The sequence below is a fragment of the Pseudomonas sp. NPDC089547 genome, assembly GCF_050280665.1.
GTDB lineage: Bacteria > Pseudomonadota > Gammaproteobacteria > Pseudomonadales > Pseudomonadaceae > Aquipseudomonas.
The window spans coordinates 47,754-74,151 of the sequence record NZ_JBNNVS010000019.1 but is presented as its reverse complement, the minus strand read 5'-3'; the positions used below and the strand labels follow the sequence as shown (position 1 = coordinate 74,151).

At 63.5% G+C, this 26,398-nt stretch carries 23 protein-coding genes; 5 read left to right on the top strand and 18 right to left on the bottom strand.

The features are described from left to right. Positions 1–107 precede the first annotated feature (107 nt). From ACQKPZ_RS15260 to exaC, 9 genes are all read right to left on the bottom strand, one after another. Entirely contained in the window at positions 108–809 is a 702-nt protein-coding gene (locus ACQKPZ_RS15260; protein WP_427539428.1) for a LexA family transcriptional regulator, read from the bottom strand. A gap of 338 nt (positions 810–1,147) precedes the next feature. Next, a complete protein-coding gene (ppa, locus tag ACQKPZ_RS15255) occupies positions 1,148–1,675 on the bottom strand; it encodes an inorganic diphosphatase (protein ID WP_003255365.1) in 528 nt (175 codons plus the stop codon). Between the two features lie 93 nt (positions 1,676–1,768). Beyond that, positions 1,769–2,584 carry a zinc-dependent peptidase gene (locus ACQKPZ_RS15250; protein WP_403203647.1) on the bottom strand — a complete coding sequence of 272 codons (816 nt, stop codon included), beginning with the start codon at positions 2,582–2,584 and terminating at the stop codon, positions 1,769–1,771. A gap of 10 nt (positions 2,585–2,594) precedes the next feature. After that, positions 2,595–3,242 (bottom strand): DedA family protein, encoded by a 648-nt coding sequence (locus tag ACQKPZ_RS15245; protein WP_019472362.1) that lies wholly within the window; start codon positions 3,240–3,242, stop codon positions 2,595–2,597. A gap of 251 nt (positions 3,243–3,493) precedes the next feature. After that, entirely contained in the window at positions 3,494–3,952 is a 459-nt protein-coding gene (locus ACQKPZ_RS15240; RefSeq protein WP_427539425.1) for an N-acetyltransferase family protein, read from the bottom strand. A 108-nt stretch (positions 3,953–4,060) separates the two neighbouring features. Continuing rightward, on the bottom strand, positions 4,061–4,879 hold the full coding sequence (eutC, locus tag ACQKPZ_RS15235) for an ethanolamine ammonia-lyase subunit EutC (protein WP_427539422.1): 819 nt from the start codon (positions 4,877–4,879) through the stop codon (positions 4,061–4,063). Between the two features lie 8 nt (positions 4,880–4,887). Further along, a complete protein-coding gene (locus ACQKPZ_RS15230) occupies positions 4,888–6,282 on the bottom strand; it encodes an ethanolamine ammonia-lyase subunit EutB (protein ID WP_427539419.1) in 1,395 nt (464 codons plus the stop codon). Between the two features lie 46 nt (positions 6,283–6,328). Continuing rightward, positions 6,329–7,777, bottom strand: a complete 1,449-nt coding sequence (gene eat, locus ACQKPZ_RS15225) for an ethanolamine permease (RefSeq protein WP_391130944.1) — start codon at positions 7,775–7,777, stop codon at positions 6,329–6,331. A gap of 197 nt (positions 7,778–7,974) precedes the next feature. Next, positions 7,975–9,495, bottom strand: coding sequence for an acetaldehyde dehydrogenase ExaC (gene exaC / locus ACQKPZ_RS15220; protein WP_427539416.1), 1,521 nt, complete (start codon positions 9,493–9,495; stop codon positions 7,975–7,977). A gap of 256 nt (positions 9,496–9,751) precedes the next feature. On the opposite strand from exaC, the gene ACQKPZ_RS15215 reads away from it, so the two are divergent. The 4 genes from ACQKPZ_RS15215 to ACQKPZ_RS15200 all read left to right on the top strand — a co-directional run bounded on the left by ACQKPZ_RS15215 (position 9,752) and on the right by ACQKPZ_RS15200 (position 14,066). Continuing rightward, positions 9,752–11,740, top strand: coding sequence for a sigma-54-dependent Fis family transcriptional regulator (locus ACQKPZ_RS15215; protein ID WP_427539413.1), 1,989 nt, complete (start codon positions 9,752–9,754; stop codon positions 11,738–11,740). A gap of 66 nt (positions 11,741–11,806) precedes the next feature. After that, positions 11,807–13,156: a UDP-N-acetylmuramate:L-alanyl-gamma-D-glutamyl-meso-diaminopimelate ligase gene (gene mpl / locus ACQKPZ_RS15210; RefSeq protein WP_427539410.1), complete on the top strand. Its 1,350-nt coding sequence runs from the start codon at positions 11,807–11,809 to the stop codon at positions 13,154–13,156. Beyond that, positions 13,153–13,782 carry a flavin prenyltransferase UbiX gene (gene ubiX / locus ACQKPZ_RS15205; RefSeq protein ID WP_016715383.1) on the top strand — a complete coding sequence of 210 codons (630 nt, stop codon included), beginning with the start codon at positions 13,153–13,155 and terminating at the stop codon, positions 13,780–13,782. The genes mpl and ubiX overlap by 4 nt, the downstream gene beginning before the upstream one ends. Then, positions 13,779–14,066, top strand: a complete 288-nt coding sequence (locus ACQKPZ_RS15200) for a YceK/YidQ family lipoprotein (protein WP_427539407.1) — start codon at positions 13,779–13,781, stop codon at positions 14,064–14,066. The genes ubiX and ACQKPZ_RS15200 overlap by 4 nt, the downstream gene beginning before the upstream one ends. 150 nt (positions 14,067–14,216) lie before the next feature. Here ACQKPZ_RS15200 and ACQKPZ_RS15195 read toward each other — a convergent pair whose 3' ends face one another. From ACQKPZ_RS15195 to ACQKPZ_RS15165, 7 genes are all read right to left on the bottom strand, one after another. Continuing rightward, positions 14,217–14,864 carry an oxidoreductase gene (locus tag ACQKPZ_RS15195; RefSeq protein WP_427539404.1) on the bottom strand — a complete coding sequence of 216 codons (648 nt, stop codon included), beginning with the start codon at positions 14,862–14,864 and terminating at the stop codon, positions 14,217–14,219. Positions 14,865–14,891: 27 nt separating this feature from the next. After that, a complete protein-coding gene (locus ACQKPZ_RS15190) occupies positions 14,892–16,625 on the bottom strand; it encodes a C13 family peptidase (protein ID WP_427539401.1) in 1,734 nt (577 codons plus the stop codon). Positions 16,626–16,851: 226 nt separating this feature from the next. After that, the gene (locus ACQKPZ_RS15185) at positions 16,852–17,916 is read right to left on the bottom strand and encodes a 2,3-butanediol dehydrogenase (RefSeq protein WP_427539521.1); all 1,065 of its coding nucleotides are present in this window, start codon (positions 17,914–17,916) and stop codon (positions 16,852–16,854) included. 52 nt (positions 17,917–17,968) lie between these two features. Next, complete coding sequence (locus ACQKPZ_RS15180; RefSeq protein ID WP_427539398.1) at positions 17,969–19,075, bottom strand: acetoin dehydrogenase dihydrolipoyllysine-residue acetyltransferase subunit; 1,107 nt, start codon at positions 19,073–19,075, stop codon at positions 17,969–17,971. Next, entirely contained in the window at positions 19,072–20,094 is a 1,023-nt protein-coding gene (locus ACQKPZ_RS15175) for an alpha-ketoacid dehydrogenase subunit beta (protein ID WP_427539395.1), read from the bottom strand. Before ACQKPZ_RS15175 ends, ACQKPZ_RS15180 begins: the two co-directional genes overlap by 4 nt. Positions 20,095–20,127: 33 nt before the next feature. Continuing rightward, positions 20,128–21,105, bottom strand: coding sequence for a thiamine pyrophosphate-dependent dehydrogenase E1 component subunit alpha (locus tag ACQKPZ_RS15170; RefSeq protein WP_427539392.1), 978 nt, complete (start codon positions 21,103–21,105; stop codon positions 20,128–20,130). 22 nt (positions 21,106–21,127) lie between these two features. Beyond that, positions 21,128–22,183, bottom strand: a complete 1,056-nt coding sequence (locus ACQKPZ_RS15165; RefSeq protein ID WP_427539390.1) for an ATP-NAD kinase family protein — start codon at positions 22,181–22,183, stop codon at positions 21,128–21,130. A gap of 284 nt (positions 22,184–22,467) precedes the next feature. Between ACQKPZ_RS15165 and ACQKPZ_RS15160 the strand changes: the two genes are divergently transcribed. Next, entirely contained in the window at positions 22,468–24,321 is a 1,854-nt protein-coding gene (locus ACQKPZ_RS15160) for a sigma-54-dependent Fis family transcriptional regulator (protein WP_427539387.1), read from the top strand. Positions 24,322–24,531: 210 nt separating this feature from the next. Here ACQKPZ_RS15160 and accC read toward each other — a convergent pair whose 3' ends face one another. Together accC and accB are read right to left on the bottom strand one after the other, a co-directional pair. Further along, positions 24,532–25,887 (bottom strand): acetyl-CoA carboxylase biotin carboxylase subunit, encoded by a 1,356-nt coding sequence (gene accC, locus ACQKPZ_RS15155; RefSeq protein WP_427539384.1) that lies wholly within the window; start codon positions 25,885–25,887, stop codon positions 24,532–24,534. A 17-nt stretch (positions 25,888–25,904) separates the two neighbouring features. Further along, positions 25,905–26,369 carry an acetyl-CoA carboxylase biotin carboxyl carrier protein gene (gene accB / locus ACQKPZ_RS15150; protein ID WP_391130908.1) on the bottom strand — a complete coding sequence of 155 codons (465 nt, stop codon included), beginning with the start codon at positions 26,367–26,369 and terminating at the stop codon, positions 25,905–25,907. Positions 26,370–26,398 lie beyond the last annotated feature (29 nt).

Genomic DNA, 26,398 nt, shown 5'->3' with positions numbered 1-26,398 from the left:
TATCGCCGAGCCCTCTGGACTGCAGCTCGCGCCGGTCGGGGCTGAATGTGCGGCGTAGCATACAAGGGCACGCGCAGGATGCCCAGCAAAAAATGGCACAGGTTGTTTCAGCCGGGCCGCTGCTGGCGGAAATGCGACCAGTGGAATATCCAGCCGAGAATCTCCAGGCCCTGCGCATGGCGCTGGGCAGGGGTGTAGCGTTCGACTGCGTAGCTGTAGCGGTCATGGCTGTGCAGGTACAGCGTGTTCTGAGGGCCGATGCTGAGGTTGTTGACCCTGAGCACACCGTTGTGCAGCAGGGCATAGGTTTCACCTTCCACCACCCGTTTCATGCTCAGGTCGATGGCCAGGGTGGCCTGCTGCGCAATCAACGGCACCATGTTGCTGTCGGGCATGGCCATGCAGATCGCGTTGTCCGTATGCACGCCCAACCTTCTCAGGGCTTTTTCGGGCAGGCGCAGGTGCTTGCTTGCTACCGGCGCAAGCAGGCCGTTGCGCAGTTCGTAAAAGGGTACTTTCAGCTCCCGGGCACGGTGCGCCCACAGTGGGCTGGGCGGGTTGGCGGGGGCGGGCCGAGGCGGGCAGTTGCGCTGGATAGCGCTTGGGTGTTTGGGCCCTTCTCCCGTGCGCAGCCAGCGTCGATGCACGCAGAACAGGTCGGCCAGTTCGTCCAGGCGGGCCAGGGGAACGCCGCGGTTGAACCAGTTGTTGACGTGCTGCGGTGTAACGCTGCGCTGAGCAGCGAAATCGGAAGGGGTCAGGCCGCATTCGTGGAGAAGGGCTTTGAGGCGGTCGCCGGAAGTGTTCATGCCGCGAGTCTAGCGATGGGGTACCCGCAAGGAAATGAACCGCGTGTTGATGGTATTTGTAGGAAATGTGCCTGCTTGTAGGGCGTTGGTGTAGGACTGCGTAGGATTTATTACCACCATTAACGCGTTCCTTGTAGGAGCGGCCTTGTGTCGCGATCGGGCGCGAAGCGGCCGTAAAATCAGCAAACGCGTTCTTTCAGGCGCATCGCGCAGGATGGCTTTACGGCCGCTTCGCGCCCGATCGCGACACAAGGCCGCTGCTACAGGGATCGCGACGGCAGGTCATTTCTTCAGGCATAAAAAAACCCCGCAAAGCGGGGTTTTTCCTGCAACCGGTATCAGCCCTTGTAGGCAGCAACCGATTTGGTGATCGCGGCACGGGCGGCGTCGGCGCCTTCCCAGCCTTCGATCTTGACCCACTTGCCCTTCTCGAGATCTTTGTAGTTGGCAAAGAAGTGCTCGATCTGCTGGATCAGCAGGGCTGGCAGGTCGGTGTATTCCTTCACGTCAACGTACAGCTGCGACAGCTTGTCGTGAGGAACAGCGATGACCTTGGCGTCGCCGCCGCCGTCGTCGGTCATGTTCAGCACGCCAACCGGACGGGCGCGGATAACCGAGCCTGGTGCTACCGGGTAAGGGGTAACGACCAGCACGTCCAGCGGGTCACCGTCGTCGGCCAGGGTGTTCGGGATGAAACCGTAGTTGGCCGGGTAGAACATCGGGGTGGCCATGAAACGGTCGACGAACAGGGTATCGCTGTCCTTGTCGATTTCGTATTTGATCGGCGCGTGGTTAGCCGGGATCTCGATAGCGACGTAGATGTCGTTCGGCAGGTCTTTGCCCGCCGGAATCTTGCTGTAGCTCATTGGGCAGTGCCCCCGTGTTTGACCAAAAAAGTGGCGGCGATTATAGGCATATTCTGCCGGGGCATGCCACGTCTGGCCTGATGTGCGGCCCCGTCAGGCGTGGCTTTCGCGGTATTCGGGGTGATCCGCCTGCAGTCGCAGCAGGCGCGCCAGCGGGTCCTGGCGGTAGAACAGCGACAATTGCTGGTAGACCTGTGGATAAGCCTGCTGGAGCAGGTCGGGGGCACTGAAGAAGTATTCGCTGGTGACGGCAAAGAACTCTGCTGGGTTTTCTGCGGCATACGGGTCGATGGCGGTTTCGGCGTCGGGGTCGTTGTCCAGCTGGCGGTTCAGGTCGTCGTACGCCTGCTGCATGGCCGTTGCCCATGCATCCACTGGCATGCCGCTGTGCAATGGCGGCAGGCCGTTGGCATCGCCATTGAGCATGTCGAGCTTGTGCGCCAGTTCATGGATGACCAGGTTGTAGGCCTCCCAGCCGCCACTGGCCAGCACGCCGTTCCAGGCCAGGATGATCGGGCCCTGTTGCCAGGCCTCGCCGCTGTGCTCACCGTCCCACACGTGCTCCACGCCGCTGGCGTCACGGTGGCGTTGCGGGCTCTTGAAGTCGTCGGGGTACAGGATGATTTCGTGAAAGCCCTGGTACCAGTTCAACTCACCCAGGTGCAGCAGCGGCAACTGGGCCTGAGCGGCCAGCAACAGGCGCTGCTCGTCGTCCAGCTCGACCCCGGGCAGGCAGGTGAGGTGCTTGTCGAGCAGGAACAGGATGCAGGCTTCGCGCAGCCAGTGGTCTTCTTCGTCACTGATGCCGTCCAGCATCGGCAGGCGCTGGCGCACGGCCTGCCATTGCTGGGGGGCGATGGGGTAGCGCGCCAGGGTTCGCTTGCGCCGCCAGGCGCTGAAGGACCACATTTTCAGGCGTTCAGTGAGCCTTGGCCGCACGGCCCAGGCGGCCACGCAGCAGGCCGAGAATCATCGGCACCAGCGACAGCACGATGATGCCCACCACCATCAGCGACAGGTGCTGTTTGATGAACGGGACATTGCCGAAGAAGTAGCCCAAGGTAACCAGGCCACCGACCCACAGCAGCGAACCGGCAACACTGAAACCGAGGAAGCGCGGGTAATGCATGTGTGCGATGCCGGCGACGAACGGTGCGAAGGTACGCAGGATGGGCAGGAAGCGCGCCAGGGTTACGGTCTTGCCGCCATGGCGTTCATAGAATTCGTGGGTGCGTTGCAGGTAGTCGCGGCGGAAGATTTTCGAGTTGGGGTTGTTGAACAACCGCTCGCCGGCTGTTCGGCCGATCACGTAGTTGGTGCTGTCGCCCAGGATGGCGGCAGCCATCAACAGGCCAGCCAGCAGCACCGGGTCCATACCCCCGCCTGCGGCCACGGCGCCGGCGATGAACAGCAGCGAATCGCCCGGCAGGAAGGGCATGACCACCAGCCCGGTTTCACAGAAGATCACGGTGAACAGGATGGCGTAGATCCAGGGACCGTAATTGGTGACCAGCAGATCGAGATAGGCATCGAGATGCAGGATAAGGTCCAGCGGGTTGAAATCCATGTACAGCACCTGTGTTCTTGGGCGTAGGCTGGGTTACCTGGGGATGGGTAAATTTTCACACATGACAGGTGGGGCATTATACGGCTAAGTGAAGAACATGCCCGGGGAGTTTGTAGCGGGGGGTTACGGTGAGGGTGCATTCCTGTGCTGGCCTCTTCGCGGGCGCGCCCGCTCCCACAGGTACAGCACAACCTTCAAGGTTGGTGATATCTCTGTGGGAGCGGGCGTGCCCGCGAAGAGGCCGGTACAGGTCAGTCCTGGCTGATCGGCAGGATGTAGTTCTCGAACTCGGTATCCTTGCGAAAGCCGATGGATTCGTAGGTCTTGTGCGCTACCTCGTTGTCTGCGCTGGTCGAAACCCGCATACGCACGGCGTTGGTCTCTTTGGCCATTTTTTTCGCTTCACGCATCAGGTGGTCAGCCACCAGCATGCGCCGCGAATCTTCGGCCACGTAGATATCGTTGAGTATCCACACCCGCTTCAGCGACAGTGACGAGTAGCTTGGGTACAACTGGCAGAAGCCCATCAGCTTGCTGTCGTCATCATCCGGTAGCGCCAGGTAAATCACCGATTCATCCCGTTTCAGGCGCTTTTCCAGAAAGCTGCGCGAGCTGTCGGGGTAGGGCAGTTGGCCGTAGAACTCACGGTATTTGACGAACATCGGCGTGAGCAGGTCGAGGTGTTCCAGGGTTGCCTTGATGATGCGCATGTGCGGCCCTCAGAGTCCATTTAGGGAAACAGCGAAATGCCTGCAGCGTTCAAGGGCATGCTGCCCAATGCGCTGCACAAGTGCAATCCGCCTTCCGTGACATGTTGTTTACCCTTTGCCGAGCAGGAAGTTACCTTTCTGGTTGGTGCTGTCTTCGCTCTCCAGGCTATGGACCTCGGCTTCGTCCTTCAAATTCACCCCGGAAAGCTGGCGTTTGCAGGCTTCGCGCATCAAGTACAGCAGGCGGTGCGCCGCCATGCCATAGCTCAAGCCCTCCAGGCGGATGTTGGAAATGCAGTTGCGGTAGGCATCGGTCAGGCCAACCTTCGGTGCGTAGGTGAAATACAGGCCAAGGCTGTCGGGCGAGCTTAGCCCCGGGCGTTCGCCGATCAGCATCACCGTCATGCGTGCGCCCAGCAGTTCACCGACCTCATCGGCCACCGCTACGCGGCCCTGCTGGACCAGCACCACCGGGGCGCTGCTCCAGCCGTCGGCGGCGGCCTGTTCCTCGAAACGGGCCAGGAATGGCAGGGTGTGGCGATGCACGGCCAGGGCCGACAGGCCATCGGCAACCACAATGGCCAGGTCGACGCCGCCGGGGTTGGCCTGCGCGTGCTGGCGCAGGGTGGCAATCGACGCTTCGCTCAGGCGCCGGCCCAGGTCCGGGCGCTGCAGGTACTGGTGGCGGTCACTGGCGGCGCTGTGCAGCACCAGGCTTTCGCGCCCTCGGTCACTCAGTTGCGTAGTCAGGCCGGCATGGTCGAAGGCCAGGTGCACGGCATCGCGGGCCTGGGCATGGGCGAACTGGAAGTCCAGCTGCGCCCCGGTCGGCAAGCTGGTGCCGGCGCGGCCCAGGGCGATACGCGCCGGGGTGAGCGTGCGCAAGGCCAGCCAAGGGTTGTCGGGGGTAGGCGTGCGATGGTCCATGGTCATCCCTATGCAAGCTGTGCCAAGGCCTGGCGGAAGGCAGGCGGCAGGTTGTCACCAAAGCGTACCCGGCCATCGGCCTGGGTGAAGATGCCGGTGCGGGCCAGCCACGCTTCAAATTCCGGCCCGGGCTTCAGGCCCAGGGTCTGGCGCGCGTACAGCGCGTCGTGGAACGAGGTGGTCTGGTAGTTGAGCATGATGTCGTCGGAACCAGGGATGCCCATGATGAAGTTGATCCCGGCCACACCCAGCAGGGTCAGCAGGGTGTCCATGTCGTCCTGGTCGGCTTCGGCGTGGTTGGTGTAGCAGATGTCGCAGCCCATCGGCACGCCCAGCAACTTGCCGCAGAAGTGGTCTTCCAGGCCGGCGCGGATGATCTGCTTGCCGTTGTACAGGTATTCCGGGCCGATGAAACCGACCACGGTGTTGACCAGAAACGGCTTGAAATGACGGGCCACTGCGTAGGCGCGGGTTTCGCAGGTTTGCTGGTCTACGCCATGGTGGGCGTTGGCCGACAGCGCGCTGCCTTGGCCGGTTTCGAAGTACATCAGGTTTTGCCCCAGGGTGCCGCGCTTCAGCGACAGGCCCGCTTCGTAACCTTCCTGCAATACGTTGAGGTTGATACCGAACCCGGCATTGGCCGCCTCGGTGCCGGCGATGGACTGGAATACCAGGTCCAGCGGTACGCCACGGTTAATTGCCTCGATCGAAGTGGTGACATGGGTCAGCACGCAGGCCTGGGTGGGAATGTCGTAACGCTGGATGATGGCGTCGAGCATTTCCAGCAGGGTGCAGATCGAGGCGATGCTGTCGGTGGCCGGGTTGATGCCGATCATGGCGTCGCCGTTGCCGTACAGCAGGCCGTCGAGAATGCTGGCGGCAATGCCGGCCGGCTCGTCGGTCGGGTGGTTGGGTTGCAGCCGGGTAGACAAGCGCCCGCGCAGGCCCATGGTGCCGCGGAACCGGGTGACTACACGGATTTTCTGCGCCACCAGCACCAGGTCCTGCACGCGCATGATCTTCGAAACGGCTGCGGCCATTTCCGGTGTCAGCCCAGGCGCCAAGGCACGCAGGCTTTCTTCATTGGCCTCTTCGCTCAGCAGCCAGTCGCGCAGGCCGCCCACGGTCAGGTGGCTGACAGGGGCAAAGGCCTGGGCATCGTGGGTGTCGATGATCAGGCGGGTGACTTCATCGGCCTCGTAAGGGATAAGCGCTTCATTCAGAAAGTGCGTCAGCGGGATATTCGCCAGCGCCATCTGCGCGGCGACACGCTCACCGTCGTTGCTGGCGGCGACGCCTGCCAGGTAGTCCCCCGAACGTGCCGGGCTGGCCTTGGCCATTACGTCCTTGAGGCTGTCGAAGCGGTAGACCAGGTGGCCGACCGTGTGTACGAAACTTGCCATACAGAATCTCCAGAGCCGCGGGTTGCCCCGCGGCGGGTGGCGGCGATCAGTGCAGGGCCTCTTCGGCCTTCTGGATCGCGGCGAATTCCTCTTCCGGTGTGCCCGCAACCAGGTGGTGGCGGCTGTAGAAAGCAAAGTAGGCAATTAATACCGCATAGATCACTGCGGCGCCAATCACCACCCGTGGGTCGACCAGGAAACCGGCAACCACGGCGATGCAGGCCAGCACCAAGGCAATGCCCGAGGTGAAGATGCCACCGGGGGTGCGGTACGGGCGCTCCATCTTCGGCCGACGGATGCGCAGGGTGATGTGCGCGGCCATCATCAGCACGTAGGAAAGGGTAGCGCCGAATACGGCAACCAGGATCAGCAGGTCACCCTGGCCGGTCAGCGACAGGGCAAAGCCGATGATGCCGGGAATGATCAGGGCCAGCACCGGGGCCTTGCTTTTGTTGGTTTCCGACAGCTTGCGCGGCAGGTAGCCGGCGCGGGACAGGGCGAAGATCTGCCGGGAATAGGCGTAGATGATCGAGAAGAAGCTGGCGATCAGCCCGGCCAGGCCGACCAGGTTGACGAAGCCGCCCATCCAGGTGCTGCCGCCGTATGCCTTGGACAATGCCTCGACCAGTGGGTTACCGGAGGCTTTCAGTGCTTCGGAGCCTGCACCGCCGGGGCCGACCACCAGAATCAGCAGGGCGAAGGCCAGCAATACCAGCATGGCACCAATCAGGCCGCGAGGCAGGTCACGTTTGGGGTTCTTGGTTTCTTCAGCCGCCAGTGGCACGCCTTCGACAGCCAGGAAGAACCAGATAGCGTAAGGGATGGCCGCCCACACACCCACATAACCGAACGGCAGGAAGCTGCTGGCGCCCACGGCGTCCGTTTTGGCGATGTCGAACAGGTTGGCTGCATCAAAATGGGGCACCATGCTCACCAGGAACACCGCCAGGGCGATGGCGGCGATGGCGGTGATGATGAACATCAGCTTCAGCGCTTCCCCCACGCCAAAGATGTGGATACCGATGAACACGATGTAGAACGCCAGGTAGATCACCCAGCCGCCGATGCCGAACAGTGACTCGCAATAGGCGCCTATGAACACGGCGATGGCCGCAGGCGCGATGGCGTACTCGATAAGGATTGCCGTGCCGGTCAGGAAGCCGCCCCACGGGCCGAAGGCGCTGCGGGCAAAGCCATAGCCGCCGCCTGCGGTGGGGATCATCGACGACAGCTCGGCCAGCGAGAAACACATGCACAGGTACATGGTGGCCATCAGCAGGGTGGCGAGGAACATGCCGCCCCAGCCGCCCTGGGCCAGGCCGAAGTTCCAGCCGGCATAGTCGCCGGAAATGACATAGGCCACGCCCAGGCCGACCAGCAGTACCCAGCCTGCGGCGCCTTTTTTCAGTTCACGTTGCTGGAAATAGTCCGAGCCGACTTTTTCGAAGTCGACAGAAGAGCCTGCCGGCGAGCCGGCGGAATGATCGCTTGGCATAGTTTCACCTGTTGTTTTTCTTGGTGGCCGGGAAGGGGGCCGGGCCGATGGTGATGGGTACTGCAGGAAGCGAGCCAGAGGCCTTGGGGCCGCCTTGCGGCCCATCGCGACACAAGGCCGCTCCTACAAGAGCGCGCGGTTCCTGTAGGAGCGGCCTTGTGTCGCGATGGGCTGCGCAGCAGCCCCAAATGCACGGTTTAGAAGAAGCCCAACGGATTGATGTCGTAGCTCACCAGCAGGTTCTTGGTCTGCTGATAGTGATCAAGCATCATCTTGTGGGTTTCACGCCCAACCCCGGACTTCTTGTAACCACCAAACGCGGCATGCGCCGGGTACAGGTGGTAGCAGTTGGTCCACACGCGGCCAGCCTTGATCCCGCGGCCCATGCGGTAGGCACGGTTGATATCGCGGGTCCACACGCCGGCGCCCAGGCCGAACTCGGTGTCGTTGGCAATCGCCAGGGCCTCGGCTTCGTCCTTGAAGGTGGTGACGCTGACCACCGGGCCGAAGATTTCTTCCTGGAACACGCGCATCTTGTTGTTGCCCTTGAGCAGGGTCGGCTGGATGTAGTAACCGGTGGCCAGCGAGCCTTCCAGTTTTTCGACCTTGCCGCCGGTCAGCAGCTCGGCACCTTCCTTCTGGGCGATGTCGAGGTACGACAGGATTTTCTCGAACTGCTGCTGCGAAGCCTGGGCGCCTACCATGGTGTCGGTGTCCAGTGGGTCCCCGCGCTTGATCTGCAGCACCTTCTTCATCACCACTTCCATGAACTGCGGGTAAATCGACTCCTGTACCAGTGCCCGCGATGGGCAGGTGCACACCTCGCCCTGGTTGAAGAACGCCAGCACCATGCCTTCTGCGGCCTTCTCGATGAAGCTCGGCTCGGCCTGCATGATGTCTTCGAAGTACACGTTCGGCGACTTGCCACCCAGCTCCACGGTGGACGGGATGATGTTCTCGGCTGCGCATTTCATGATGTGCGAGCCCACCGGGGTCGAGCCGGTAAAGGCGATCTTGGCGATGCGCTTGCTGGTGGCCAGTGCTTCACCGGCTTCACGGCCATAGCCCTGCACCACGTTGAGCACGCCTTTTGGCAGCAGGTCACCGATCACTTCCAGCAGTACGGTGATGCCCAGCGGGGTCTGCTCGGCGGGCTTGAGCACCACGCAGTTGCCGGCGGCCAGTGCTGGCGCCAGCTTCCAGGCGGCCATCAGGATCGGGAAGTTCCACGGGATGATCTGCCCGACCACGCCCAGCGGCTCGTGGATGTGGTAGGCCACGGTGCCTTCGTTGATCTCGGCTGCGCCGCCTTCCTGGGCGCGGATGCAGCCGGCGAAGTAACGGAAGTGGTCGACCGCCAGCGGGATGTCGGCATTCAGGGTTTCGCGAATCGGCTTGCCGTTGTCCCACGTCTCGGTAATGGCCAGCAATTCAAGGTTCTGCTCGATGCGGTCGGCAATCTTCAACAGCACATTGGAGCGGTCCTGCACGGACGTGCGGCCCCAGGCGTCGGCAGCGGCGTGGGCCGCATCAAGCGCTTTGTCGATGTCTTCGGCAGTGGAACGGGGGAATTCGGCGATCAGCTTGCCATTCACCGGGGAGGTATTTTCGAAGTACTGCCCCTTGACCGGAGCTACGAACTCGCCACCGATGTAGTTGCCGTAGCGGCTCTTGAAGGAAACCTTCGCGCCCTCGGTACCGGGATGTGCGTAACGCATGGTGTGTCTCCTGGCTGTTAGTTTTGTTGAGGAGTTGAGAAGCGTAGAGCAAAGGTTGGGCCAGCGTTTCGCACGCCAGTAAATTCAATGACTTGGGTCATCTGAATGGGTTTGGTACGCGCCCTGTGTGCCAGCCCCGGTACGCGCAGGGGTGACACTTTGTGCCATTTGCGACACGTCACGGGAGGGTGCATTGCAAAGCCTTCCCGGGTGGAGGATGCTGGCGGGACTCTCTATCTGCAGAGAACTACAACAAATGCAGAGCAATCATTTCAGTCGTCATGCCCAGCAAGTCCATACCGTTGCCCATGGTGGCGCCGGGGAGGGCGGCAGTGACCCGTCCATTGCCCGCTCCTGGCTGCGCTGCTTGGAGGACTACCACCTCGACCCTTCGCTGATCGAAGCGCCCGTGGTGCTTGAACATGGGCGTTTGCTGGAGAGCCGCGAGCGCCTGCGCCAGGTGCTGCACATTGCCGACCATGAAATGAACAGCCTGCACCAGCAGCTTTCCGGGGCGGGCCACGCCGTACTGTTGACCGACGCCCGTGGGGTGATCCTCAATTGCGTCAGCGCCCCCACCGAGCGGCGCAGCTTCGAGCGTGCCGGGCTGTGGCTGGGCGCCGACTGGAGCGAGGCACGTGAGGGCACCAACGGCATCGGCACCTGCCTGGTCGAACGCCAGGCACTGACCATTCACCAGAACGAGCACTTCCGTGGCCGCCACACCGGCCTGACCTGCTCGGCCAGCCCGGTGTTCGACCCGCATGGTGAACTGCTGGCAGTGCTCGATGTGTCATCGGCCCGCACGGACGTTTCCCGCCAGAGCCAGTTCCACACCATGGCGCTGGTCAACCTGTCGGCGAAGATGATCGAAAGCTGTTATTTCCTGCGCCATTTCGAGCAGCAGTGGCTGCTGCGCTTTCACCTGCAGGCGGAGTCGGTCGGCCTGTTCAGCGAGGGCTTGCTGGCATTCGACGGCGATGGGCGGATTTGTGCCGCCAACCAGAGCGCGTTGAACCTGCTGGGCAGCGTGCGTGGTGGCGTGCTGGGCAAACCCGTGGAGCGCTTTTTCGCCTGTAGCCACGACGAACTGTTCAGCCGGGCGACGCCTGCGGGCAGCACCGTCTGGCCGTTGCATACGCGCGATGGCCGCCAGGTGTTCGCCTGCCTGCGCGGAAAGGCCCGTGCGCCAGTGTGGTCGGTGCCTGTCGCTCAACCCTTGCCCATGCAGCAGGCGGAGCCGGCCATCTGCCTGCTCGACCCTGCATTGCAGAGCGAATTCCGCCGTAGCGTTCGGGTGTTTGAACGTGACGTGCCGTTGTTGCTGCGCGGCGAGACCGGCTGCGGCAAGGAGGCCTTCGCCCAGGCGGTGCATCAGGCCAGTGGGCGGCGCGGCAAGCCGTTCGTCGCCGTCAACTGCGCCTCGATCCCGGAGAGCCTTATCGAAAGCGAACTGTTCGGTTATCGCGGCGGCAGCTTTACCGGTGCACGCAAGGAAGGCATGCGCGGCAAGCTATTGCAGGCCGATGGCGGCACTTTGCTGCTGGACGAGATCGGCGACATGCCACTGGCGCTGCAAACCCGCCTGCTGCGGGTGCTGGAAGAGCGCCAGGTGGTGCCGATTGGCGGCGAGCCGCAAGCGGTGGATGTGCGCATTGTCAGCGCCACGCACCGGGACCTGCTGGAACGGGTGGAGCAAGGCAGTTTCCGCGAGGACTTGTATTACCGCCTGAATGGTCTGGAAGTGGCGTTGCCGGCGGTGCGTGAGCGCAGTGACAAGGCACCGTTGCTGGACTTTCTGCTGCGCCAGGAGGCGCAGGGGCAACTGATCGACATTGAACCCAAGGCACGGCAGGCGCTGCTCGACTTCGCCTGGCCTGGGAACGTGCGGCAGATGCGCAATGTGCTGCGTACCCTGGTGGCGCTTTGCGAAGAACCCCGAATCGGGTTCTCGGATCTCCCCATCATTATCCGCAACAGCGTCGCCCCTGTAGGAGCGGCCTTGTGTCGCGAAAGGGCCGCACAGCGGCCCCAGGATCTCAGCAACACAGCACACTCCGCTGGGGCTGCTTCGCAGCCCGATCGCGACACAAGGCCGCTCCTACAAGATGCCGAGCGCAGCGCTCTCATGGCCATGCTGGAGGCAAAACACTGGCACTTGACCCGCGTCGCCGAGCACCTGGGCATCAGCCGCAATACCTTGTATCGCAAACTGCGCAAACACGGCATTACCAGGGCTGAGTAAGCGAAACATCGTGTGCGATTTTTCTCGCCCTGGGCTACCCTGCCTCGATGTTTTGCGAGGTCGACCATGCATATTCACATTCTCGGTATTTGCGGTACTTTCATGGGCTCGCTGGCGGTGCTGGCCAAGGAACTTGGCCATCGCGTCACCGGCTCGGACGCCAACGTCTATCCCCCGATGAGCACCCAGCTCGAAGCCCAGGGCATTGAACTGACCCAAGGCTATGACCCGGCCCAGCTGGACCCGGCGCCAGACCTGGTGGTCATCGGCAATGCCATGTCGCGTGGCAACCCTGCTGTGGAGTACGTGCTGAACAAGGGCCTGCCCTATGTTTCCGGCCCGCAATGGCTGGCCGACCACGTGCTGCAAGGCCGCTGGGTTCTGGCAGTTGCCGGCACCCATGGCAAGACCACCACCAGCAGCATGCTGGCCTGGGTGCTGGAACACGCCGGCATGAGCCCGGGCTTCCTGATTGGCGGTGTGCCGCAGAACTTCTCGGTGTCGGCGCGCCTGGGCGATACGCCGTTCTTCGTGGTCGAAGCCGACGAGTACGACAGCGCCTTCTTCGACAAGCGCTCGAAGTTTGTCCACTACCACCCACGCACCGCGATCCTCAATAACCTTGAGTTCGATCATGCGGACATTTTCCCGGACCTGGCTTCGATCGAGCGGCAGTTCCACCACCTGGTGCGCACCATTCCGGGCGAAGGTCTGGTCATTCACCCCACTACCGAACAAGCGCTGGAGCGAGTGATCGGCATGGGCTGCTGGACCCCGGTGCAGACCACAGGCGTTGGTGGCCAGTGGCAGGCGCGTCTGCTCAGCCCGGATGGTTCGCGTTTCGAAGTGCTGTTCGAGGGCGAGGCCCAAGGTGTGGTGGACTGGGCAATGACTGGCCAGCACAACGTCGCCAACGCCTTGGCTACCTTGGCAGCGGCCCGCCATGTTGGCGTGGTGCCGGCCATGGGTATCGAAGGCCTCAGCGCTTTCAAGAGCGTCAAACGGCGCATGGAGAAGGTTGCCGAAGTGCAGGGCGTGACCATCTACGATGACTTCGCCCACCACCCGACCGCCATCGCCACCACCCTCGACGGCCTGCGCAAGCGCGTTGGCGAGGCGCCGGTTATCGCCGTGATCGAGCCACGCTCCAACTCGATGAAGCTCGGCGCCCACCGTGACGGCTTGCCGGAAAGCGTCAACGATGCCGACCAGGTGATCTGGTACGCGCCAGCCAACCTGGGCTGGGACCTGGCAGGCACCGCTGCGCAATGCAAGGTACCGAGCGTGGTGGCCGAAAGCCTCGACGCGATCATCGAGCGGGTCAAGGGCCAGGCTCGCCCAGGCACTCACGTGGTGATCATGAGCAACGGCGGCTTTGGTGGCCTGCACGGCAAGCTGGCCGAGGCCCTGAAGTGAGCGGGCCGGAACGCATCACCCTGGCCATGACGGGCGCCTCGGGCGCCCAGTATGGCCTGCGCCTGCTTGACTGTCTGGTGCGCGAGGACCGCGAGGTGCATTTCCTGATCTCCAAGGCCGCGCAGTTGGTGATGGCGACCGAGACCGACGTGCTGCTGCCGGCCAAGCCCCAGGCGATGCAGGCTTTTCTCACCGAATACACCGGTGCCGCCGATGGGCAGATCCGTGTGTACGGCAAGGAAGACTGGATGTCGCCGGTGGCCTCCGGCTCCGGCGCTCCGGCGGCGATGGTGGTGGTGCCCTGTTCCACCGGCACCCTGTCGGCGATTGCCACGGGTGCCTGCAACAACCTGATCGAGCGTGCTGCCGACGTTACCCTGAAGGAACGTCGCCAGTTGATCCTGGTACCACGCGAGGCACCGTTCTCCACCATTCACCTGGAGAACATGCTCAAGCTGTCGCAGATGGGCGCGGTTATCCTGCCGGCAGCGCCAGGCTTCTACCACCAGCCGCAGACCATCGACGACCTGGTCGACTTTGTGGTGGCGCGTATTCTCAACCTGCTGAATATTCCCCAGGACATGCTGCCGCGTTGGGGCGAGCACCATTTCGGGGTGGATGATTGAAGCGAGCGCTGGTGGGTTTGCTGGCGCTGGTGATGCTTGGGGGCTGCGCCACGGTGCGTACGCTGGATGCCGCCAAGCCCGGGGCGCCGGTGGTGTATGCCGGCACCCGGCTGGATTTGTACGTGATCAATGGCGGGTGTTGCCCACGGGAGCACTACGGGGCTGATGCACCGGCCTATCCTGGGCTGGACCTGCCTGGCAGCATGTTGCTCGATACCCTGCTGCTGCCGTTGTCGTTGCTGACAGCGGCAGGTGTAGGCTTCCAGGCTACGGGTGGCCTTTAGAGAGCGCCGCAGTCCCCTGTAGGAGCGGCCTTGTGTCGCGAAAGGGCCGCAAAGCGGCCCCAGCAATGGTTATGCTAAAGCTGAGATCGGGGGCCGCTGCGCGCCCCTTTCGCGACGCAAGGCCGCTCCTACAACAGTAATATGCAGCTTTCAGGGAGTCTTGCCCAACCTGCGCAACTCATCCGACTCTACAACCCGCACCCCGTCCTCTTCCTCCAGCGCCAGCCGCCACAGTGCCCGGGCCAGGGTACAGGCCTCGATCCCCCGGTACTTGCCCGGTATCAGCCTGGAAAACGGCGAAACCAACTGTTCGGTTAGTCGCGGTTCGATCCGCTCACCCAATAGCAACGACGGCCGCACGATGGTCAACTGTGGCCAGTCCTGCGCCTTTAGCGCCTCTTCCATTTCGCCTTTGACCCGGTTGTAGAAAATCGACGATTTCGGGTCAGCGCCCAGCGCACTGACCACCAGCAGATGCCGCGCTCCCATCTCCCGGGCGCGCTTGCTGAAGGCCACCACCATGTCCAGGTCCACCGCGCGGAAGGCCGACTCGGAACCGGCCTGTTTCAGCGTGGTTCCCAGGCAGCAATAGGCGATATCGACCCGCCCGGCCAGCTGCGGCAGGAACACGGCCGGGTCACCCACCGGGTTTTCCAGGTGCGGGTGCTCGGCCAGCGGCCGGCGGGTGGGCGCCAGCACGCGGGTGATGGTGGGTTCGTTAAGCAGGCGGTCTAGCAGGTGTTCACCGGTCAGGCCGGTGGCACCGGCAAGCAGGACATGCTGAGGCGTCAAATACATGATGTCTCTCCCTTGTTACACACAAGTCTAGTGGCTGCCGGGCGTTTTTGCCTGTGGCCCCACGTTGGCCTGCGTGGCGTTACGCAACGCTTCTTCGGCCTGTTGGCGACGCAGCTGCTGCCAGTGCTCAAGCACCGCAGGCGGCGCCCACAACTGCGGTTCCGAGGCTTCGAAGCCTTCCCTTTGTTCCCGTTCGGCAACGCTGGTGCGTGCCAGTTCAAACGCCTGCTTCAGGTCGTCGGTCTGGTTCAACGCTTCTGCGAACAAGGCATCGCCAAAGTAGGTGAAGTCGGCTTCTTCCGAGCAACCGAACGACACCCGGTCAGCCCGGGCGGCGGTCATGATCAGCGTGCGATCATCCTTGAGCGGGGCGATGTAGCCCCCTGAATAGCAGGCCGAGATGACGATTACCTTGTCGCGGTCTTTCAGCGGCGCCAGGGCAGTGGCCAGCTCGTCGGCGGAAATGTCGGCCAGCTGCAGGCGGGGCTGGTCGAGCACCAGTTGGTGGTCTTCGCTGCCATGAGTGGTGAGGTAGATGAACACCAGGTCCTCGGGACCGCTGCGCTCGGCCAGGGTCTGCGCGGCGCGGGTAAGGTTCTCGCGGGTGGCCATGGGGCGGGTGGCCATGTGGTCGCGATGGTTGACCAGGGTCACCTGGCCACGGGCGCCAAAGCGCACCTTGAGCATGTTGCTGACGTAGTCGGCTTCGCGCAGGAACACGCTCTGCTGGCCGTCGCCGGCGACCACCAGGCTGTAAAGCTGGATCGGTGCCACCGAGCGCGGCACCCGGGCCAGAGCCTCTTCCAGCAGGCGGCCCTGGTTGAGCAGGGCAATGTCCAACGGGTCGGGCAGCAGCGTCCCTTTCTGGTCACGTACGCGCACGCCATTGGCCCACACGCCGCTTTCGACTTTGCCGCTTGGCAGAATCAACCGGCCACGCCCGTGGTAGGCATCGTTGAGAAAACCACCGATGTACTTGCTGCCGTCGGCCAGTTGCAGGCTGCCTTCGCCCGACAGGCGCCAATCGACGAAAGTACCTTTGTAGTGGCTGCCATCGCTGCCTAGCAATTCACCTTCGCCAATCAATGAGCCGTCCTTGAATTCGCCGATCCACACATCGCCATCGACGTTTTCATAGCGGCCACGGCCTTCCAGGCGGTTGTCCTTGAACTCGCCGATGTATTGCTCACCATCGACGCTGTCGTAGGTGCCGCTTCCTTGCAACTGGCCGCTGACGAAGCGGCCGCTGAACTGGTTGCCGCTGGCATCGCTGCGCACCCCGGCACCGTTGGGTTTGCCTTTGGCGAACAGGCCCTGGTAGCGGCTGCCGTCCGCCAGTTCCAGTTCGCCTGCGCCGTCGTACTGGTCGTCCTTGAACTGGCCGCGGTAGGTCTGGTCCGCTTGCTTGAGGGTGCCTTCGCCGTCGCGGCGGCCATGTTTGAACGTGCCACCATAGTGGCTGCCCGGCGTGGTCAGGTCGCCCAGTCCCTGGAACAGCCCTTCGGCGAACTGGCCACGGTACACCTCACCGTTCTGGCCATGCCATTCGCCTTGGCCATGCCACTGGCCATCCTTGAAGCCGCCGGCGTACCAACTGCCGTTGGGGTAGTCGATACGGCCCTCGCCCTGCAGCAGGCCATCGACCACCTCGCCCCGGTAACGCCCCCCATCAGGCAGGCGTGCGTCTGGAGGTAGTAGCGATTCGCCATCGCCGCAGGCGGCGAGCAGCAGGACCAGGGTGATGGGGAGCAGTGGACGCATGGCGAGGACCGGGCAATAGGTCTGCCGAGTATGACGCAGAATGGGATCCTGAGACAGCGAACGCATAGGCTGGCGCATCGCCCTGTAGGAGCGGCCTTGTGTCGCGAAAGGGCTGCGCAGCAGCCCCAGTATTTCTGCCATCCCGCAAAATTGTCGGGGCTGCTGCGCAGCCCTTTCGCGACACAAGGCCGCTCCTATAGGATTTGCGCTTGCTGTGCGGGAGAGGTCAGCGCACGCCCGGCGACACGATGATCTTCACGTTCTCCTCCTTGTTGTTCACCAGTTCCTCAAAGCCCAACTCGACAATCTGCTCCAACCCGATCCGCCCGGTTACAAGCGGGCGAATATCCAGCCGGCCATCCGCAATAAAGGCAATCACATCGGCAAACTCGCCGTTGTACGCCAACGCCCCCAGCACCTGCTTTTCCGTGGATACCAGTTCGAAGAAGTTGAACTCGCTGGGCTCTTCGAAAATACCCACCAGCACGCACTTGCCCGCCTTGCGAATGGTGTCGATGGCCAGCTTGGCCGTGTGCTTGTTGCCGATGCACTCAAAGCTCACATCCGCTCCCAGCCCGGCAGTCAGTGCGCGGATCTCGGCCAGGGCGTCGCACTGGCTGGGGTCCAGCACCACGTTGGCGCCTACCTCTTTGGCCTTGGCCTTGCGCGCCGAGGACATCTCCAGCGCAATCACTTGCGCCGCCCCTGCAGCCTTGGCGCACATGATGGTGCACAGGCCGATGGTGCCAGCCCCCACCACCACAACGGTTTGGCCAAGCAGGCTGCCGGCCTTTTTCACCGCATGCATACCCACTGCCAGCGGTTCGATCAAGGCCCCGGCTTCGGGCGGGAAGCCTTGCGGCAAGCGGTACAGCAGGTTGGCAGGTACGTTGACCAACTCGGCAAACGCGCCGTTGTTCATCAGGCCGGTGAACGCCAGGCGCTCGCAGATGTTGTACAGGCCATGGGTGCAGTAATAACACGTACCGCAATGCTGGCAGGCGTCCGCCGCTACCGGGTCACCCACCCCGAAACCCTCCACGCCTTCACCCAACTTGGCAATCTGACCGCAGAATTCGTGGCCGAGGATGCACTGGCCCTGAATGCCGGTCAGCGGGTGAGGGGCCTCGACCGGGATGAAAACCGGGCCGGCGACGTATTCGTGCAGGTCGGAGCCGCAGATGCCGCACCAGTCCACCTTGATTTGCACCCAGCCCGGTGGCGGGTCGGCTGGCAGGGGTACCTGTTCGACGCGAATATCGTTGCGACCATGCCAGACGGCGGCGCGCATGTGAGTGTGGCTCAGGTCATTCATTGTTGTTCTCCAGGCTCACGCAAAGGGCTTAGTGCTTGCGCAGGAACGCGAGCAGTTGCTGATTGACCTGTTCGGCCGCCTCCATCTGCACCATGTGCCCGGCCTCCGGTAGCACCAGCACTTCAGCCTCCAGGCCTTCGACATGGGTGGCCGGGATGATCGCGTCCTTGCCGCCCCACACCACCAGTGCCGGGTGCTGCCCCAGCACCCCGCGCAGGTCGTGGCGCTGACGCTCACCTTCGGCAATGGCGCATGCCAGTTGACGCAAGGCGTCATCTACACCCTCCAGGCGCTTGAACTTGAGCATGTCCTCCAGCATCTGCCGGGTGACCAGTGCCGGGTCGGCGAACAGCTGCACCATTTGCGGTTTGAGGGCATTGCGGTTGGCGGCAGCGACGAAGCCTTGCAGGTATTGCCCATTGATCGCCTCCCCCAGGCCGGCACTGGCGATCAAGCTCAGGCTAGCCACCCGCTCGGGCGCCAGGCGCGCCACGTTCAGGCTGACAGCGCCGCCCATGGAGTGGCCGGCCAGGTGCGCCTTGGCAATGTCCAGATGGTCGAGCAGGGCCAGCACGGTTTCGCTCAACTCATCCAGGTCACCCCGTTGCAGGGCCTTGGCCGATTCGCCGTGCCCTGGCAAGTCGAGGGCGATCACGCGGCGCTCTGCGGCCAATGCAGGGTGGTTGAACAACCAGTTGTTGAGGTCTCCAGCAAAACCGTGCACCAGTACCAGTGGTGTGCCGCCTTCGCCCAGTTCGAACCAGCGCAGCAGGCGCCCGCCCACTTCAGCCTTCTGCGGGGCCGGTCCCTGTGCCTGATCGGCGCCGCCTTCGGCAACGAACTCGGCCTGGAAGCGCTGTACCACCGCATCAATCTCGGATTCCTCGGCTTCGCCTTCCACCACTACGGCCAGCAACGCGCCGACCGGCAGGGTTTCATCCGGCCTGGCCACCTGGCGGCGTAGCACACCACTGAAAGGGGCTTCGACGCTACTGCTGATCTTGTCGGTCTCGACGTCTAGCACCTCGTCGCCCTTGTTGATCTCGTCACCTTCCTGCTTGAGCCAGGTGTCTACCCGGCCCTCGGTCATCGACAGGCCCCACTTGGGCATGGTCAGCGTATGGATCTGGCTCATGCGGCGCTCCTTGCGGCTTCGATCACCTTGCGCACGGCCGCTTCGATCTTCGCCGCGTCCGGGATGTACAGGTCCTCCAGGGCGTCGGAGAACGGCACCGGGGTGTGCGGGGCAGTGACCATTTCGATGGGGCCCTTGAGCGCACCGAAGGCCTTCTGCGCCACCAGCGCGCTGATGTCGGTGGCCATGGAGCAACGCGGGTTGGCTTCGTCGATCACCACCAGTCGGCCGGTTTTTTCCACGCTCTCCAGAATGCTGTCTTCATCCAGCGGGCTGGTGGTGCGCAGGTCCAGTACCTCGCAGTCGATACCCTGGCGGGCAAGGTTGTTGGCGGCCTCCAGGGCCACATGCACCATGCGGCCATAGGTAACCAGTGTCACGTCGTCGCCATCGCGCAGGAAGTTGGCCTCGCCAAACGGCACGCTGTAAACCTCTTCCGGCACCTCGCCCTGCATGCTGTACAGCAGCTTGTGCTCGCAGAAGATCACCGGGTCGTTGTCACGGATCGCCTGGATCAGCAGGCCTTTGGCATCGTAGGGCGAGGACGGGCAGACCACCTTCAGGCCGGGAATGTGCGTCCACAGCGAGGTGAGCATCTGCGAGTGCTGGGCGGCAGCGCGCAGGCCGGCGCCGTACATGGTGCGCATCACCAGCGGGGTGACCGCCTTGCCGCCGAACATGTAGCGGAATTTGGCGGCCTGGTTGAGGATCTGGTCCAGGCAGCAGCCGGCGAAGTCGACGAACATCAGTTCGCACACCGGGCGCAGGCCCTGGGTGGCGGCACCGACGGCGGCGCCGACGTAGCCGATCTCCGAGAGTGGCGCGTCGAGCACGCGGCCCGGGAACTGGTGGTACAGGCCTTTGGTCACGCCCAGCACACCACCCCAGGCGTCATCCTCGCCGGGCGCGCCGGCACCACCGGCCACGTCTTCACCAAGGATGAACACCGTGTTGTCGCGGCGCATTTCCTGGGCCAGGGCTTCGTTGATGGCCTGCTGGTAGCTGATCTTTCTTGCCATGGTGGTTCTCCTGTTGTTCTTGTAATCCGCGGCTCAGGGGTAGCTGACGTACACGTCGGTGAGCAGGTCGGCGGGCTGTGGCTTGGGATCGGACTTGGCGCGGCGCACGGCGTCTTCGATCAGGTCCTCGATGCGGGCGTCGATGGCGTCCAGTTGCTCGGCACTGAGCAGGCCGGCACGGGTGGTCTTGTTGCGGAACTGCATCAGGCAGTCGCGGGTTTCGCGCAGGTTCTTCACTTCATCGGGCGCGCGGTAGGTTTGTGCGTCACCTTCGAAGTGGCCGTAGTAGCGGCTGAGCTTGACCTCGATCAGCGAGGGCCCTTGCCCGGCACGCGCACGTTCGATGGCAGCGCCAGCGGCCTCGTACACGGCAAAGAAGTCGAAGCCGTCGATGGTGACCCCAGGCATGCCGAAGCCGGCTGCGCGGTCGGCAATATGGTCGCAGGCCACAGACCAGTTGGAGGCGGTGGCCTCGGCGTAGCCGTTGTTCTCGGCCACGAAGATGCAGGGCAGATTCATGATCGAGGCCATGTTCATGGCCTCGAACACCGCGCCTTCGTTGGAGGCGCCATCGCCGAAGAAGGCCACTGACACATCGTCATTGCCCTTGATCTTGGCCGCCAGCGCCGCCCCGGCCACCAGCGGCGCGCCGGCACCGACAATGCCGTTGGCGCCGAGCATGCCTTTTTCCAGGTCGGCAATGTGCATCGAGCCGCCCTTGCCGCCGCACACGCCGGTCTTCTTGCCGTAGATCTCGGCCATCATGCCGTACACGTCTACGCCCTTGGCGATGCAGTGGCCATGGCCGCGGTGGGTGGAGGCGATGCAGTCGCTGTCGCGCAGGTGGGCCATGACCCCGGCCGCGGAGGCCTCTTCGCCGGCATACAGGTGGACGAAGCCGGGGATCTCGCCAGTGGCGAACTCCACGTGCAGGCGTTCTTCGAATGCACGGATGGTGCGCATCACTTCATAGGCATGCAGCAGTTGTTCGGTGCTGAGTTGATTGGACATCTTGTTGTTCTCCAGGGTTGTCTCAACGCGGGTATGCAGGGTGCAGCCGGTGGCCGCGCGGTACGGCCAGCAGGTGATGGCGGGCGGCGTGCGCCAGTACGGCCTCGACATCCACGCTTAGCGGGCCTTGGTGGTCGAGGGTGATGGTGGGTGTGTCGTGCTCGGCGAACTCGATCTCGCGTTCGCCATCCAGGGCCAGGGTGCCGCTGGCCAGGCTCAGGCGGTGGGCCACGCCGGGCGTCAGCGGGCCGCTGGCGGTGATGCCGCAGGCTTGCAGCACGCCGGGCGCCAGTGGCGCCAGCAGCGCCTGCTCGGCACCGGGGTTCAGGCGTACCCAGGCGCCATGCGGGTCCTGGCGCGACACCGGGTGCCACAGGCCACACAGGGCTGAAAGGCCAATGGCATGGGGCTCGGCGAAACAGGCAAAGACCTCACACAGGTCTTCGCTGCGGCTGAGTGCACGGGCACCGATGAAGCGCTGGGGCGATACAGCCACCTCCACCAAGGCCCATTCGGCAAGCTGTTGTTCTGGCACTTTCACCAGCAGGCGCTTGTTGCGGCGCAGGCCGATGCTGGCCGGTACTCGGCCGCTTGCAAGCAGGCCGCCCGCCAGGCCCGCGCTGGTGGCCTCGCGCAGTTCGGGGAAGGCATTGTTGGTGCCGGTAGACAGGGTTAGCAGCGGCACGTCACCGGCCTCGGCAGCGACCGCCTTGTGGGTGCCGTCGCCACCCAGCACGGCGATCATCGCCACGCCGCGCTCGACCATGTGTCGAGTGGCCAGGCGGGTATCGGCAACGGTCTGGGTCAGCGGCAGGTCGAGTATTTCGATGGCCGGCCAGTGCTGGTCGGTGGCGACCGGGCCCTGGCTGGCCTTGAGCACGGCGGCGGCGATGCCGGTCATGTCGCTTGGCAGCAGCACCTGGCCGATACCGGTGCCGCCGAAGGCCGCCAGCAGGCGCTGGATTGCCGAGGCCTTGTCGGTGCTCGAATAGAGCCCGGCATTGGCGGTGAGGCGGCGTAGGTCGCGGCCAGAGGCAGGGTTGGCAATGATCCCGACAATCGGGGCGGGTAGCGGCATGGCGCACCTCGTATTTTTTGTTTGCCAGAGCAGGAGCAAGCGCGGTGCCAGCTTTCTTGTGACTGGCTGAAAAGCCTTTGGCAGAGCAGCTGCTGCGTTCCACGGCAGATGCCATTGGCAGTGCGAGCGAGACGCGGGGTGCCAGCGCTGGGCTAACCTGGGCGAGACGCTGAGACGCAGCGTCTCAAGCCAGCCGGTAATCACGCAGTGCTTGTCGGGGCATGCCCGGAAGCGCTTAATGGCCGGACAACGATAAAAACAGCAACGAGAACCGGAGGGCCTGAATGCTTGCCGCGAACTCCCGAGCCCATGTCGACTGCGTCAGCCGGGTGCTGAAGAATGCCGACCGCCTGCCACAGGCGCCGGTGCCACCGCTGATCCTCGATTCATGGCGCCGCTCCATGGAGCTGTACCGCCTCGACCCCGGGTCCCAGCAGGGGCCGCGCATCCTTTCCCAAAGCCTGCTCAACGAATGCCGAGAACGCGCCGAACTGTTCCTGCGCATCGCCAGCGATGCCGTGGCACGCCTGCACGAGCGCGTACGCGGCGCCGACTACTGCGTGCTGCTGACCGATGCCCTGGGGCGCACCATCGATTACCGGGTCGAGTCGGCCATACGCAACGACTGCCGCAAGGCCGGGTTGTACCTGGGTACTTGCTGGTCGGAGGGCGAAGAGGGCACCTGCGGCGTGGCGGCGGTGCTGACCAGCAAGGCGCCGGTCACGGTGCACAAGCGCGATCACTTTCGCGCTGCCTTCATCGGCCTGACCTGTACTGCGGCGCCAGTATTCGACCCACAGGGCGAGTTGCTGGGCGTGGTGGATGTTTCGGCGTTGCAGTCCCCGGATGACCGCCGCAGCCAGCACCTGATCCGCCAGCTGGTCGAGCAGACTGCCCGTGAAATCGAAAACGCCTTCTTCATGCACAGCGCCCAGGGCCACTGGGTGATGCGCGCCCACGGCACGCCGGGCTATGTGGAAAGCCAGCCTGACTACCTGCTGGCCTGGGATGCCGATGGCCGCCTGCAGGCCATCAACAGCCTGGCGCGGCAACGGTTGGTGGAGCGCCTGGGGCGGTTGCCCGAGCACATTGGTGAACTGTTCGACATGGGCCAGTTGCGCCGCGTGAACACTGCGTCCGCCCAGCGCCTGCCTGGCTTGGGCGGGTTGTATGGCCGGGTAAGCGCGCCGCAGCAGCGCCAGCGCACGCAGGCCGTGCACCAGGCTCAGGATGCGCGTATCGAGCAGCACCTGCGGTTGGCCACGCGCGTCAAGGACTGCAACCTGGCGGTGCTGGTGCAGGGTGAGACCGGGGCGGGCAAGGAAGTGTTCGCCCGCCAGTTGCACCGGCAGAGCCAACGGCGTGACGGCCCGTTTGTCACGCTGAATTGTGCGGCTATCCCGGAGAGCCTGATCGAGAGCGAGCTGTTCGGCTACGTGGCCGGGGCCTTTACCGGGGCTTCCAGCAAAGGCATGCAGGGGCTGTTGCAGCAGGCCGATGGTGGCACGCTGTTCCTCGACGAGATCGGCGACATGCCGCTGAACCTGCAAACGCGCCTGTTGCGCGTGCTGGCCGAGGGTGAAGTGGCGCCATTGGGTGCGGCGCGGCGTGAGCGGGTAGATATCCAGGTTATCTGCGCCACCCACCGCGACCTGGCGGCGATGGTGGAAGATGGGCGTTTTCGTGAAGACCTGTATTTCCGCCTGGCCAATGCCCGGTTCGAGTTGCCGCCGCTGCGTGAGCGTGAGGATCGGTTGGGGCTGATTCACCAGTTACTGGCCGAAGAGGCCGTTGCGTGTGCTGTCGAGGTGATGCTGGCTGATGATGCGCTGCAAGCATTGCTGGTTTACCGCTGGCCGGGGAATCTGCGCCAGCTGCGGCAGGTGTTGCGCTATGCCTGTGCGGTGAGTGAGGGCGGGCAGGTGAGGGTGCAGGACTTGCCGCAGGAGGTACGCGGTGAGGTAGTTGGCACAGCTGAAAGCGCGGTGTCGTGCCCGGCGCGGCAGCTGTTGCTGGATGCGCTGATTCGCCACCGCTGGAAGCCGGCGGATGCAGCGCGGGCGCTGGGTATTTCGCGGGCGACCTTGTATCGGCGGGTGCATCAGCACCGCATCGAGATGCCGCGGATGAAAGGATAAGCCTCGCCGAACGCCTTGTAGGAGCGGCCTTGTGTCGCGAAAGGGGCGCGCAGCGGCCCCACGATTTCAGCTTCGCCGCAGATATTGCCGGGGCCGCTTCGCGGCCCTTTCGCGACACAAGGCCGCTCCTGCAGGAAGCTGTGTGGGCTTTGGCAAAGCCATAAAAAACCCCGGCACATGGCCGGGGTTCTGGTACATCACACTACTCGATCAATGCTCGTGGGCCAGCTTGTGTTCGAGGTAGTGAATGTTGACGCCGCCTTTGCAGAAACCTTCATCACGCACCAGGTCGCGGTGCAGCGGGATGTTGGTCTTGATGCCGTCGACGACGATCTCGTCCAGGGCATTGCGCATGCGCGCCATGGCTTCGTCGCGGTCCTTGCCATAAGTGATCAGCTTGCCGATCAACGAGTCGTAGTTCGGCGGAACCGAATAACCGCTGTACAGGTGCGAATCAACACGTACGCCGTTACCGCCCGGGGCGTGGAAGTGCTTCACCTTGCCTGGGCTCGGGATGAACTTCTTCGGGTCTTCGGCGTTGATACGGCATTCCAGCGAGTGGCCACGAATCACCACGTCTTCCTGGCGGAACGACAGCTTGTTGCCAGCGGCGATGCTCAGCATCTCCTTGACGATGTCGATACCGGTCACCATCTCCGACACCGGGTGCTCAACCTGCACGCGGGTGTTCATTTCGATGAAGTAGAAGCGGCCGTTTTCGTACAGGAACTCGAAGGTACCGGCACCGCGGTAGCCGATCTCGATGCACGCATCGACGCAACGCTTGAACACTTCCTGGCGGGCTTTCTCGTCGATGCCCGGGGCTGGTGCTTCTTCCAGTACCTTCTGGTGACGACGCTGCAGCGAGCAGTCACGGTCACCCAGGTGGATGGCGTTGCCCTGGCCGTCGGACAGTACCTGCACTTCCACGTGGCGTGGGTTGGTCAGGAACTTCTCCAGGTACACCATCGGGTTGCCGAAGGCAGCACCGGCTTCGGTACGGGTGAGCTTGGCCGAGGCAATCAGGTCCTCTTCCTTGTGCACCACGCGCATGCCGCGACCACCACCGCCACCGGCGGCCTTGATGATCACCGGGTAGCCGACGTCACGGGCAATCGCCAGGGCGACTTCTTCGTCTTCCGGCAGTGGGCCGTCAGAGCCCGGCACGGTCGGTACGCCCGACTTGATCATCGCGTCCTTGGCCGAAACCTTGTCGCCCATCAGGCGAATGGTGTCGGCTTTCGGGCCGATGAAGGCAAAACCGGACTTTTCCACCTGCTCGGCGAAATCGGCGTTTTCCGCGAGGAAGCCGTAGCCTGGGTGAATGGCGGTAGCGCCTGTCACTTCAGCCGCGGCGATGATCGCCGGGATGTGCAGGTACGAATCTTTGGACGAAGCAGGACCAATGCAGACCGACTCGTCTGCCAGGCCCAGGTGCATCAGTTCGCGGTCGGCCGTGGAGTGCACGGCGACGGTCTTGATGCCCAGCTCTTTGCAGGCACGCAGGATCCGCAGGGCAATTTCCCCGCGGTTGGCGATCAGGACTTTTTCCAGCTTCCCAGACATCGTTGGCTCTCCGCGAATCAAACGACGGTGAACAGCGGCTGGTCGAACTCAACCGGCTGGCCGTCTTCTACCAAGATGGCGTCGATGACACCGCCAACATCGGCTTCGATGTGGTTCATCATCTTCATGGCTTCGACGATGCACAGGGTGTCGCCTTTCTTCACGGACTGGCCAACTTCAGCGAAGTTTGGCGAGGTCGGCGAAGGCTTGCGGTAGAAGGTACCTACCATCGGCGAACGGATCACGGTGCCTTTCAGGGCTGGGGCAGCAGCGGCGGCTTCGGCAGCCGGTGCAGCGGCAGCAGCGACCGGAGCAGCAACAGGTGCGGCAGCCATCGGTGCAGGTGCGTAGAACTGTTGGGCAGCTGGGGTCTTGCTGTGACGGCTGATACGGACCGACTCTTCGCCTTCCTTGATCTCCAGTTCGTCGATGCCAGACTCTTCCAGCAGCTCGATCAGTTTCTTGACTTTACGGATATCCATTAATCATCAACTCCCAAAGGTTCGGTCAG